The following is a 12,079-nucleotide window of genomic DNA, read 5'->3' on the forward strand; positions in this document are numbered from 1 at the left end:
GGCGGCGCTCATTTCGCCCCCCACTTGCCCTTCGGGTCGAGCAGTTCCTGCAGGTCCAGCCCCAGCCGCTGGATGCGTTCCAGCACCAGCGGCCATTCCTCGCGGAGGAAGCGGTCGCGTTCGCTGGTCTTCAACCTGGTCGCGGCGCCTTCGGTCACGTACATGCCCAGTCCCCTACGTTTTTCGACGAGTTGGTCGTCCGCGAGCTCCTGGTAGGCGCGCGAGACGGTGATCGGATTCAGCTGGTACTCGGCGGCGACCTGGCGCACCGACGGCAGGGCATCGCCCGGCTTCAGCACACCATCAAGCAGCATCGCCACCACGCGTTCCTTCAGCTGGCGGTAGATCGGAGCCCCATCGCTCCATTCGACGGCGGCCACGGCTCAGCCCCGGGGAACGAACGAGAAGAACGGCATCTGCACCGTCTGCCCGCGAGCGTGGGATTTGCGACGCGGCGCCTCGACGCCGTCGTCGAGCGAAGCGCTGTCGACCGTGCTCGCGTCGGCGATCACGATCATCGAGTGCGGGGCCAGCGACTGTTCGGCGGGCACTGCCGCCAGCAGGCCGAAGACGAGCAGCGCACTGCTCGCGACCACGGCCATCAGGGAGTTGTGGAGCTTGCGGTTCATGAGAACGTCCTGCTCTGGGTGTTCAGTGTTGTAGGCAACTATAACACTAGATTTTCCGCGGTCAAGTCCCCGTGCCCCCAACTGAAGTCATGGTGGGTTCGGCTGGCGGGATTGCCCCGCCAGACGCCTGCACGGACAATGGCGGGCTTGCCGCGCGGCGGCCGACCGGAGACCACCATGAACTTTTCCTTGCGGGCGCTGGCTGCGCTGCTGATCGCGACGCTGGCCACGGGCCTGGCGCATGCGCAGGAGGCGGGGCTGCAAAGCGACCGCGACAAGATCAGCTACATGGTCGGCATGGACGTGGCCAAGTCGGTCGGGCCCGCATTGCCGGACATGGACATCGCCGCCTTCGAGCGCGCGATCGCGAACGGCCTGGCCGGCGGCAAGCCCTTGCTGGACGAGGCCGCGGCCAAGCAGACATCCCAGGTGCTGATGACCAGCATCGACGCGCGCAAGAACGGCAAGCCCGCGCCAGCGATCGATCGGCAGAAGGCCGGCCTGCTGATCGGCGGCAACGTGGGCGGCTCGCTTGCCAGCATCAGCGGCGAAGTCGATGTGCCGATGCTGATGCGTGGCTTCAAGGACGCGACCACTCCCGGTGGCAATACCATGCTCACCGCTGCCGAAGCGGACGCCTTGCGTGCCAGTTTCTCGGCGCGGATCAGCGCGGCGAATGCCGCCCAGCGCATCGCCCGGGCGCAGGCGACCGTGAAGGAAGAAGAAGCGTTCCTCGCCAGGAACAAGACGGTGAAGGGTGTGTTCTCCACGCCATCCGGCCTGCAGTACATGGTGCTGCGGCAGGGCAACGGCGTGCGTCCGAAGCCGGGCCAGCGGGTGAAGGTGAACTACGAAGGCAAGCTGCTGGACGGCACCGTCTTCGACAGCTCCTACGAGCGCGGCCAGCCCGCCGAGTTCGGCCTGAACCAGGTCATCGCCGGCTGGACCGAGGGCGTCGGCCTGATGCCGGTCGGCGGCAAGTACCGGTTCTGGATCCCCGCCAGGCTCGGCTATGGCGAGCGGGGAACTCCGGATGGCTCGATCCCGTCCAATGCCACCCTGACCTTCGACGTCGAACTGCTCGGTGTCGAATAAACAGACAGATACGCCGCACCAACGCATCTTCCCGCCGCCGCATCGCGCCGGCCCAACCCATCGCATGTCCCGGAGTCCGTTCCTGATGAAGCCCTACGCCCGCATCACCCTGCTTGCCCTCGCCACCACGCTCGCGCTGGCCGCCTGCGACAAGGCCGCGCCGAAGCCGGCGGATGGCGCCGACAAGACCGCCGAAGCCGGCAAGGACGCGGCCGCCAAGACCGGTTACCCGGGCCTGCCGACCGAGAAGGAACAGGCCAGCTACATGATCGGCATGTCGATGGGCAAGCAGCTCAGCGAGATCAAGGAAGACGTCAACGTCGATACCCTGGTGAAGGGCCTGCGCGCCTCGATCGCCGGGGAGAAGCTGCTGCTCACCGAAGAGCAGGCCAAGGAGATCGGCGAGGCCTTCGGCCAGCGCATGCAGGCCAAGCAGATCGCCAAGGCGATGGCGGAAGCGAAGGCCAACCTCGAGAAGGGCCAGAAGGCGCTGGCGGAGAACGGCAAGAAGCCCGGCGTGGTGACCACCGCCTCCGGCCTGCAGTACCAGATCCTCACCGAAGGCAAGGGCGCGAAGCCCGCGGCCACCGACGGCGTCAAGGTGCACTACAAGGGCACCCTGCTTGACGGCAAGACCTTCGACAGTTCCTACGATCGCGGCGAGCCGGCGGTGATGCCGCTGCAGGGCGTGATCCCGGGCTGGGCCGAGGGCCTGCAGCTGATGCCCGTCGGTTCCAAGTTCAAGTTCTGGATCCCGGCGCAGCTGGCCTATGGCGAGCAGGCACCGCCCACCATCGGTCCCAACCAGCCGCTGGTGTTCGAAGTCGAGCTGATCGAAATCGTCAAGCCCGGCGCGAAGTAACCTCGCCGTACGACAGGGGACGTATCCTCGCGATGCGTCCCCTTTTTTCTTGAGCCTGGATTCCCCCACGCATGCGCGTCTGCATCTTCGGCACCGGCTACGTCGGCCTGGTCAGTGGTACTTGCCTGGCCGAGGTCGGCCATGACGTGGTCTGCGTCGATGTCGATGCGGCCAAGGTCGCGGGCCTGCAGGACGGCATCATCCCGATCTACGAGCCCGGCCTGACCCCGATGGTCCAGGCCAACCATGCGGCGGGGCGGCTGCGCTTCACCACCGATGCCGCGGTCGGCGTGGCCCATGGCGATGTCATTTTCATCGCGGTCGGCACGCCACCGGACGAGGACGGCAGCGCCGACCTGCAATACGTGCTGGCGGTCGCCAGGACGATTGGCCGGCACCTGCGCAAACCGGCGGTGGTGGTCGACAAATCCACGGTCCCGGTCGGCACCGCCGACAAGGTGCGCGCCACCATCGCCGCGGAACTGGGGACGCGTGGCGAAGCGATCCCGTTCGATGTGGTCTCCAACCCCGAATTCCTGAAGGAGGGCGCCGCGGTCGAGGACTGCATGCGCCCCGACCGCATCGTCATCGGCGCCGACAATCCGGCGGCGGTGGCCACCCTCAAGCGCCTGTACGCGCCGTTCAACCGCAACCACGACCGCATCGTGGCGATGGACGTGCGTTCCGCCGAGCTGACCAAGTACGCGGCCAACGCGATGCTGGCGACCAAGATCAGCTTTATGAACGAGATCGCCAACATCGCCGAGCGGGTGGGTGCCGACATCGAGCACGTGCGCAAGGGCATCGGTTCGGATCCGCGCATCGGCTGGCACTTCATCTATCCCGGTGCCGGCTACGGCGGTTCCTGTTTCCCCAAGGACGTACAGGCATTGGCCCGCATCGCCGACCAGCATGGCGTGCAACCTCGATTGCTCGGTGCGGTGGAAGCCGTGAACGAAGCGCAGAAAGGCCATCTGTTCGAACTGATTGCGCGCCACTATGGTGGCGTCGACGCGCTGCGCGGCAAGACAGTGGCGTTGTGGGGACTGGCGTTCAAGCCGAATACCGACGACATGCGCGAGGCGTCCAGCCGCCGCCTGCTGCAGCAGTTGTGGGAGGCCGGTGCGCGGGTTCGCGCCTACGATCCCGAGGCGATGGAGGAGGCCCGGCGGATCTTCGGCGAGCGCGACGACCTCGCGTTGTGCATCTCCGCGGGCGAGGCACTGAAGGGTGCCGACGCGCTGGTCGTGGTCACCGAATGGAAGCAGTTCCGCAGTCCGGATTTCGCGATGCTGAAGAACGCAGTGCGCGACCAGGTGGTGTTCGACGGCCGCAACCTCTACGAGCCGGCCGAGGTCGAGTCCGCCGGCCTGGCCTATTACGGCATCGGCCGCGGGCGCTCGCTGCGCTCCCCGGCGTGAGCATCGCCCGATGAATGTCGATGCCATCGAGCAGCGCATGATCGATCTGGAAATGCGGCTCGCGTTCCAGGAGCAGGCACTGCAGGATCTCAGCGATGCGCTGGCCGCCGCTCGCGACGAGGAGTCGCGCAATGCGTTGTTGCTGCATCGCGCGCTGGAGGAGCTGCGCCACCTGCGCAGCGCGATGGCCGCCAGCCCGGTGGCCGGCGATGCCGCCAGCGAACCGCCACCGCCCCACTACTGAATCGAAGACGCCGCATGACCATTTCGCTACGCGACCAGTTGCTGGGGCTGGGCTTCAAGGACGCGCCGAAGCCCGAACGGGCGCTGCCGAAGAAGCCGCATCAGGCCGACCCGCGCCGCAGCGGCAAGCCCGCGCAGGCGGATAACCGCCCGCGCAATCAGGCGTCGCAGGCATCCGGGCCGCGCGCGAACGACGCGCACAAACGTTCGCAGCAGAAGTCGCGCAGCCGCGAGGACATCGACCTGGCCAAGGCCTATGCGATCCGCGCGCAACGCGAGAAGGACGAGCGCATCGAGGCCGAACGGCTGAAACAGGAAGAGGCACGCAAGCGTCGCGATGCCAAGGCGAGATTCGCCGAACTCATCGCCGGCAAGGGTTTGAACGCCGCCGATGCCGACCACGTCCGCCACTTCGAGTACGGCGGCAAGATCAAGCGCATCCACGTCACCGCAGACCAGCTCAAGGCATTGAATGCCGGCGAGTTGGGCGTGCTGCAGCACGACGGTCGTTACCTGCTGGTCACCGCCGCGCTGCTCACGGAAGCCGAGGCGATCTTTGCGCCCGGGGTTGCGCTCAAGGTCGATCCCGCTGCGCCTGCTGCCGACGATCCGTATTCCGATCCGCAGTACCAGGTGCCCGACGACCTGGTCTGGTAGTCAGCCGGCGTCGTCGCGCGCTTCCACCACGCGGCCGATGCCTTCCGTCTCCACCGCGTCCCGCAGCTTCGCCATCGAGACCGGCATCGCGTCCAGCCCGATCCGGAAATGCAGTTCGCCGTCCGGCGTGCGCGAGGAATGGATCGATCCCAGGTTGACGCCCAGGCGTTCGAACACTTCCAGCAGCGCACGCAGCGAGCCTGGCCGGTCCTGCGGCAGGTACACGCTCAGGTAGCGCCTGCCCTGCAGGTCGGCCTGCAGGTAACCCATCCGTTCGAAGCCGTGGCTGCGCGCCGCGAGCTCGTCGCCACCGAACCAGGCGGCGGGCTGCTGCAGGAACCTGTCGCGCACCACCGTGCGTGCATCGTCGCTCCCCTCGGTGACCTGTGCGAGGAGCAGGGCGACTGCATCCGACAGCCGTTCGAGCATCGGCATCACATGCGGATTGCCGAACTGGATGTCCTCATAGATCGCCGGGTTGCCGGAGAGGATGCGCCCGGTCACCGTCAGGTCGAGGTCGTGGCCGATCGTGCGCAGCGCGTGCAACCCCGGCAGGCCACCGGCCGCAGGCGCGAGCTCACGCAGCACGGCGGCCTGCGCCATGTGCGATGCATGCACGAGGCCCTGCACCAGCGCCATCGCGCGGTCGTGCGCGAGCGGGTCGATGTCCACGCAATCCGCCTGCGACGTGGCCAGCAAGTGATCGAGCCAGGGTTCCCAGCGATCGATGCGCGCGCGGCACACCGCCATCGTGCGGCCGGCCAGCGTGTCGAGCTTCGGTGGCGCGGTCATCGGGTGAAGGCCTGCGACTTCGGCACTCGAGCGCAGCATCGCCGCGACCGGTTGCTGCTTGATCGAAGTGAGGTCCAGCCAGAGTTTGCCGGCCTCGTCGCCGGCCGCGGCATCGACGTACGTATCGATGATCGCCACGGTGCGACGGATCGGCGCGCTGAACAGCAGTACATCGGCTTGCAGGGCAAGATCGCGCGGCGACAACGTGGTATCGCCGGCGGGATCGTGGCCGATGACCTGCAGGCCCATGCGCTCGCGCAGGAACTGCGCCATCCAGCGCCCGAACGCGCCCCGGCTGCCGACGATGCCGACCACCGGCGGCATGCCGGACGGGCCCGGGAACGCATTCATTCCGGATCGTAGTCGAGGTTCGCCGCCAGCCAGCGCTCGGCCTGCTGCAGCGTGACGCCCTTGCGCCGTGCGTAATCCTCGGCCTGTTCCTTCGAGACCCGGCCGACCACGAAATACTGGCTGCGCGGATGGCTGAAGTAATAACCCGACACCGCCGCGGTCGGCAGCATCGCGAAGCTTTCGGTCAGCTGCATGCCGGCATTGTCCTCCGCCTCGAGCAGTGCGAACAGCGTGGCCTTCTCGCTGTGCTCGGGGCAAGCCGGGTAGCCCGGCGCGGGGCGGATGCCGCGGTACTGCTCGGCGATCAGGCCTTCGTTGTCGAGCGTTTCGTCGGCGGCATAGCCCCAGGCGTCGGTGCGCACGCGCTGGTGCAGGCGCTCGGCCAATGCCTCGGCCAGGCGGTCGGCCAATGCCTTGAGCAGGATCGCGTTGTAGTCGTCATGGTCGGCCTCGAAACGGGCGACATGCGCATCGATGCCGATGCCGGCGGTCACCGCGAACGCCCCGATCCAGTCGCGCTTGCCGCTGTCCTTCGGTGCGATGAAATCCGCGAGGCAGAAATCCGGGCGCTCGACCGGCTTGTCGACCTGCTGGCGCAGGAAGTGCAGGGTGGTCGCGCCGTCGCCGGTATCCACCACCACGTCGTCGCCGATGCTGTTCGCCGGCCACAGGCCGAACACCGCTTTTGCGGTCAGCCATTGCTCGCGGATGATCGTGTCCAGCATCGCGCGTGCGTCGCGGTACAGCTCGCTGGCCTGCGTGCCGACGACCGGATCGGTCAGGATCGCCGGGTATTTGCCGGCGAGTTCCCACGCCTGGAAGAACGGCGTCCAGTCGATCACCTCGACCAGGTCGTCAAGCGGATAGTCGCTGAAGACATGCAGCCCCGGCATGTTCGGCGCGGGCGGGTCGTAATCGGCCCAGCCGCCGTCGAAACGTTGCCCGCGCGCCTTCTCCAGCGAGACCAGTCGCTTGGCATCGCCGCGATTGCGATGGCGCTGGCGGATATCCGCGTAGTCGGCGTCGTTGGCGGCCATGAACGGTCCGCGCAGGTCGGGCGACACCAGCGACTGCGCCACGCCGACCGCGCGCGACGCGTCCTTCACCCACACCGTCGGCGACTTGTAGTGCGGGTCGATCTTCAGTGCGGTGTGCGCGCGCGACGTGGTGGCGCCACCGATCAGCAACGGCACCGTGAAGCCCTGGCGCTGCATCTCGCGCGCCACGTGGCTCATCTCTTCCAGCGACGGGGTGATCAGGCCGGACAGGCCGATGATGTCGGCGTTCTCGGCGCGGGCGCGATCCAGGATGGCCTGCGCCGGCACCATCACCCCCATGTCGATCACTTCGAAGTTGTTGCAGGCCAGCACCACGCCGACGATATTCTTGCCGATGTCGTGCACGTCGCCCTTGACCGTCGCCATCACGATCTTGCCGTTGTTCCTGCCGACGTCGCCGGTGCGCAGCTTTTCGGCCTCGATGAAGGGCAGCAGGTGCGCGACCGCCTTCTTCATCACCCGCGCCGATTTGACCACCTGCGGCAGGAACATCTTGCCGGCGCCGAACAGGTCCCCGACCACGTTCATGCCGTCCATGAGCGGGCCTTCGATCACGTCCAGCGGGCGCGCGGACTGCAGGCGCGCGTCTTCGGTATCGGCCTCGATCCAGGCGTCGATGCCATGCACCAGCGAATGGCTCAGGCGCTCGCGCACCGGCTTGTCGCGCCAGCGCAGGTCTTCGGTTTTCTTCTCGCCCTTCTTGCCCTTGAACCTGTCGGCGATTTCCAGCAGCCGTTCGGTGCCATCACTGCGGCGATTGAGCACCACGTCCTCGACCCGCTCGCGCAATTCGACATCGAGGTCGTCGTACAGGGGCAGGGCACCGGCGTTGACGATGCCCATGTCCATGCCAGCGCGGATCGCGTGGTAAAGGAACACCACGTGGATCGCCTGGCGCACCGGCTCGTTGCCGCGGAAGCTGAAGCTGACGTTCGACACGCCGCCGGAGATGTGGCTGTACGGAAAGCGCCGCTTCAGTTCGCGCGCCGCCTCGATGAAGTCGACCGCATAGTTGTCGTGCTCCTCGATGCCGGTGGCGATCGCGAACACGTTCGGGTCGAAGATGATGTCCTCGGGCGGGAAACCGATTTCCTCGGTCAAGAGTCTGTAGGCGCGCGAACAGATCTCGACCTTGCGCTCGATGCTGTCGGCCTGGCCGACTTCGTCGAAGGCCATCACCACCACCGCCGCGCCGTAGCGGCGTACGAGGCGCGCCTGGCGCAGGAACTCGGCCTCGCCTTCCTTCATGGAGATCGAGTTGACGATGCCCTTGCCCTGCAGGCACTTCAGCCCGGCCTCGATCACGCTCCACTTCGAGGAATCGACCATCACCGGTATTCGCGCGATGTCCGGCTCGGCGGCGATCAGGTTGAGGTACTCGACCATCGCCTGCTGCGAATCCAGCATGCCCTCGTCCATGTTGACGTCGAGCACCTGAGCGCCGTTCTCGACCTGCTGGCGCGCGACCACGACCGCCTCGTCGAGCCGGCCTTCCAGGATCAGCTTCTTGAACTGCGCGCTGCCGGTGACGTTGGTGCGCTCGCCGACGTTGATGAAGTTCGACTCGGGCGTGATCTGCAGCGGCTCGAGGCCGCTGAGGCGGGTGTTGCGTGGCAGGCTCATGCGGCGCTCACCAGTTGCGGAATCGCGCGTGGAGGCAGGCCGCGCACGGCGTCCGCGATCGCGGCGATGTGCGCGGGCGAACTGCCGCAGCAGCCGCCGACCAGGTTGAGCAGGCCTGACTCGGCGAATTCGCGCAGTACGCCGGCCATGTCCTCCGGGGTTTCATCGTAGCCGCCGAACGCATTCGGCAGGCCGGCGTTCGGGTGGCAGCTGACATTCGTGTCGGCGACCTGCGACAGCACGTCGATGTGCTGGCGCAGGTCCTTCGCGCCGAGTGCGCAGTTCAGGCCGATCGCCAGCGGTTGCGCGTGGCGCAGCGAATACCAGAACGCCTCCGCAGTCTGACCGGAGAGCGTGCGCCCGGAGGCGTCGGTGATCGTGCCGGAAATCATCACCGGCAGCCGCGCGCCGATCGCCTCGAACACGTCGTCGATGGCGAACAGCGCGGCCTTGGCATTGAGGGTGTCGAAGATGGTCTCCACCATCAGGATGTCGGCACCGCCCTCGACAAGGCCCTGCGCAGCCTCGCGATAGGCCTCGGCCAGTTCATCGAACGAGGTCGCGCGGAAGCCGGGGCGATTCACGTCCGGACTCAACGATGCGGTTCGGCTGGTCGGACCCAGCACGCCAATCACGAAACGCGGTCTCGCCGGGTCGGATGCCTCGATCGCATCGCATTCGATCCGCGCCAGGCGCGCGCCCTCGCGATTGAGCTCGCGCACCAGGTGCTGCAGGCGGTAGTCGGCCAGCGAGATGCTGGTCGAGTTGAAGGTATTGGTCTCGACCAGGTCCGCGCCCGCTTCCAGGTACTGGCGATGGATGTCGCGGATGATGTCGGGGCGGGTCAGCGTCAGCAGGTCGTTGTTGCCGCGCTGGTCGTGGCCCTCGCAGCCGCAACCCGCGCCGTGGGCATGGCCGTCAACCGCGAAAAACGCGTCGTAACCTTGGGCGAAGCGCTCGCCGCGGTAGTCGGCTTCCTGCAATTCGTGGCGCTGGATCATCGTGCCCATCGCGCCGTCGATGACCAGGATGCGATCGCGCAGCGCGGCTTCAAGTTTCGCAACGCGCTCGGGGTGCCGCCAGGGCAATCCGCTCACGGCTTTTCCCCGATCAGCGAGATCACCTCGAAGTGCGGCGGCCGGCGTTCGCGGGTGACGGTTTCGCAGCTGGCGATGCGCAGGCCGGCCTTCTCGGCGAACTTGCGCAGCTCCTTTTCGCTGAAGCCGAGGTTCTGGTGGCCATAGGCTTCGACCACGTTCCGGTGTTCGTGGCGGGCCAGGCTGGACAGCAGCATGCGGCCACCCTTGCGCAGCACGCGCGCACTCTCGGCGACGGCCTGCGCGGGCTTGGCCGCATAGGTCAGCGCATGCATAAGCACCACCAGGTCGAAACTCGCGTCCTTGAACGGCAGTGCGTGCATGTCGCCTTCGCGCACTTCCACGTTCGCGTAGCGGCGCAAACGCTCCGCGGCAGCGGCGACCACGCGCTCGCTGGCGTCAACGCAGACGTAGCGATGCGCGTGCGGGGCCAGCAGTTCGGCCAGCACGCCGTCGCCGGAGGCGATGTCGAGCACGTCGCCAGGGGTGAGCAAGGGCAACGCGGTGCGCGCCAGCGCCTCCCAGGTGCGGCCGGGCGAATAGTGGCGCTCCATGTCGCCGGCCACGCTGTCGGCCCAGTTCTGGTCGGCGGCGCGCATCGCCAGCACCGCCGGGACGCGTTCGGCATCCTGGCGCAGCAAGGGATCGTCGCTGCCGGTGCTGATCGACTGCCACAACGCGCGTTGCGCGGGGTCGAGTGCGGCGTCGTCGAAGCGGTAATAGGCGGATACGCCGGCGCGACGGTCGCGCACGATGCCGGCTTCCTTGAGCTTGGCCAGGTGCGTCGACACGCGCGGCTGCGCGAGCTGGGTGATCGCCGAGAGTTCGGCCACGGTGAGTTCCTCGCCCTCGAGCAGGGCGAGCAGGCGCACGCGGGTGGCATCCGCGAACACTTTCAGACGGGACGACCAGCCTTCCAGATCCATGTATATCTTTCCATCGCGATTCGGAGATAAGTGTCGTGCGCGATGGGCCGCGGGTCAAGCGATGTCCAGCGGTGGCCACCCCGAGGGTGGGGTTTTGCGATGTCGCGGCGGTACAATTGGTATCGATTGCAACGATGCGGAGCGCGACGTGGAGTTTGGTTTCAGCGAAGAGCAATTGATGCTGCAGGACGTGGCCCGGCGGATCGCGCAGGAGAAGATCGCGCCCAGCGCCGAACACCACGACCGCAGCGGCGAATTCCCGCTCGAGAACATCCGCACCCTGGGCGAGAACGGCCTGATGGGGATCGAGGTGCCGACCGAATACGGCGGCGCCGGCATGGACCCGGTCAGTTACGTGCTGGCGATGGTGGAGATCGCCGCGGCCGACGCCGCGCATTCCACGATCGTCTCCGTGAACAACTCGCTGTTCTGCAACGGCATCCTGACCTTCGGCACCGAGGCGCAGAAGCAGTTGTACGTCCGCGCCATCGCCGAAGGCCGCGAGATCGGCGCGTTCGCGCTGACCGAGCCGCAGTCGGGTTCCGATGCCACCGCGATGCGCTGCAAGGCGACGAAACAGGCCGACGGCAGCTACATCGTCAATGGCAAGAAGAGCTGGATCACCTCCGGCCCGGTGGCCCGGTACATCGTGCTGTTCGCGATGACGGATCCCGACAAGGGCGCGCGCGGGATCAGCGCCTTCATGATCGATACCGAGCGCGCCGGCTTCCACCGTGGCAAGACCGAGCCCAAGCTGGGCATCCGCGCTTCGGCCACCTGCGAGATCGAATTCACCGACTACGTGGTCCAGGCCGACGAGTTGCTGGGCGAGGAAGGCCACGGCTTCAAGATCGCGATGAGCGTGCTGGACGCCGGCCGCATCGGCATCGCCAGCCAGGCGATCGGCATCGCCCGCGCCGCCTACGAGGCGACCCTGGCCTACGTGAAGGAGCGCAAGGCCTTCGGCCAGCCGATCGGCGCGTTCCAGATGACCCAGGCCAAGATCGCCGACATGAAGTGCAAGCTGGATGCCTCGCTGCTGCTGACGCTGCGCGCTGCCTGGTTGAAGGGGCAGGGCAAGCGCTTCACCAACGAGGCAGCGGTCGCCAAGCTGACCGCGTCGGAAGCCGCGATGTGGATCACCCACCAGGCATTGCAGATCCACGGCGGCATGGGGTATTCCAAGGAAATGCCGATCGAGCGGTATTTCCGCGACGCCAAGATCACCGAAATCTACGAGGGCACCAGCGAGATCCAGCGCCTGGTGATCGCCCGCCACGAAACCGGCCTGCGCTGACGGCACGCCACCCACGACGAAATCGACA

12 protein-coding genes are annotated in these 12,079 nt (G+C 67.0%); 6 read left to right on the forward strand and 6 right to left on the reverse strand.

Annotated elements, in window-relative coordinates; translation table 11 throughout:
- Positions 1-8 precede the first annotated feature (8 nt).
- Complete coding sequence (locus ACE3T8_RS02380) at positions 9-380, reverse strand: GntR family transcriptional regulator (RefSeq protein WP_374606502.1); 372 nt, start codon at positions 378-380, stop codon at positions 9-11.
- A gap of 3 nt (positions 381-383) precedes the next feature.
- The gene (locus ACE3T8_RS02385; protein WP_374606504.1) at positions 384-629 is read right to left on the reverse strand and encodes a hypothetical protein; all 246 of its coding nucleotides are present in this window, start codon (positions 627-629) and stop codon (positions 384-386) included.
- 177 nt (positions 630-806) lie between these two features.
- Between ACE3T8_RS02385 and ACE3T8_RS02390 the strand changes: the two genes are divergently transcribed.
- From ACE3T8_RS02390 to ACE3T8_RS02410, 5 genes are all read left to right on the forward strand, one after another.
- Positions 807-1,724: an FKBP-type peptidyl-prolyl cis-trans isomerase gene (locus ACE3T8_RS02390; RefSeq protein WP_374606505.1), complete on the forward strand. Its 918-nt coding sequence runs from the start codon at positions 807-809 to the stop codon at positions 1,722-1,724.
- An 85-nt stretch (positions 1,725-1,809) separates the two neighbouring features.
- Entirely contained in the window at positions 1,810-2,586 is a 777-nt protein-coding gene (locus ACE3T8_RS02395; RefSeq protein WP_374606507.1) for an FKBP-type peptidyl-prolyl cis-trans isomerase, read from the forward strand.
- A gap of 71 nt (positions 2,587-2,657) precedes the next feature.
- The gene (locus tag ACE3T8_RS02400) at positions 2,658-4,007 is read left to right on the forward strand and encodes a UDP-glucose/GDP-mannose dehydrogenase family protein (RefSeq protein ID WP_374606509.1); all 1,350 of its coding nucleotides are present in this window, start codon (positions 2,658-2,660) and stop codon (positions 4,005-4,007) included.
- Between the two features lie 10 nt (positions 4,008-4,017).
- Complete coding sequence (locus tag ACE3T8_RS02405; RefSeq protein ID WP_374606511.1) at positions 4,018-4,251, forward strand: SlyX family protein; 234 nt, start codon at positions 4,018-4,020, stop codon at positions 4,249-4,251.
- Positions 4,252-4,265: 14 nt separating this feature from the next.
- Positions 4,266-4,907, forward strand: a complete 642-nt coding sequence (locus tag ACE3T8_RS02410) for a DUF2058 domain-containing protein (RefSeq protein ID WP_374606512.1) — start codon at positions 4,266-4,268, stop codon at positions 4,905-4,907.
- On the opposite strand, the gene ACE3T8_RS02415 is transcribed toward ACE3T8_RS02410, so the two are convergent.
- Genes ACE3T8_RS02415 through ACE3T8_RS02430 form a run of 4 tightly spaced genes read right to left on the reverse strand, consistent with a single transcriptional unit; the run spans position 4,908 to position 10,754 of the window.
- Positions 4,908-6,050, reverse strand: a complete 1,143-nt coding sequence (locus tag ACE3T8_RS02415; protein ID WP_374606514.1) for a prephenate dehydrogenase — start codon at positions 6,048-6,050, stop codon at positions 4,908-4,910.
- Positions 6,047-8,731 carry a methionine synthase gene (gene metH / locus ACE3T8_RS02420; protein WP_374606516.1) on the reverse strand — a complete coding sequence of 895 codons (2,685 nt, stop codon included), beginning with the start codon at positions 8,729-8,731 and terminating at the stop codon, positions 6,047-6,049. The genes ACE3T8_RS02415 and metH overlap by 4 nt, the downstream gene beginning before the upstream one ends.
- A complete protein-coding gene (locus ACE3T8_RS02425; protein WP_374606517.1) occupies positions 8,728-9,828 on the reverse strand; it encodes a homocysteine S-methyltransferase family protein in 1,101 nt (366 codons plus the stop codon). Before ACE3T8_RS02425 ends, metH begins: the two co-directional genes overlap by 4 nt.
- Positions 9,825-10,754: an ArsR/SmtB family transcription factor gene (locus ACE3T8_RS02430; protein WP_374606519.1), complete on the reverse strand. Its 930-nt coding sequence runs from the start codon at positions 10,752-10,754 to the stop codon at positions 9,825-9,827. Before ACE3T8_RS02430 ends, ACE3T8_RS02425 begins: the two co-directional genes overlap by 4 nt.
- Before the next feature lie 61 nt (positions 10,755-10,815).
- Here ACE3T8_RS02430 and ACE3T8_RS02435 point away from each other — a divergent pair, with 61 nt between their 5' ends.
- A complete protein-coding gene (locus ACE3T8_RS02435) occupies positions 10,816-12,051 on the forward strand; it encodes an acyl-CoA dehydrogenase family protein (RefSeq protein ID WP_374606521.1) in 1,236 nt (411 codons plus the stop codon).
- Positions 12,052-12,079 lie beyond the last annotated feature (28 nt).

This window comes from Thermomonas sp. (assembly GCF_041919455.1).
Classification (GTDB): domain Bacteria; phylum Pseudomonadota; class Gammaproteobacteria; order Xanthomonadales; family Xanthomonadaceae; genus Thermomonas.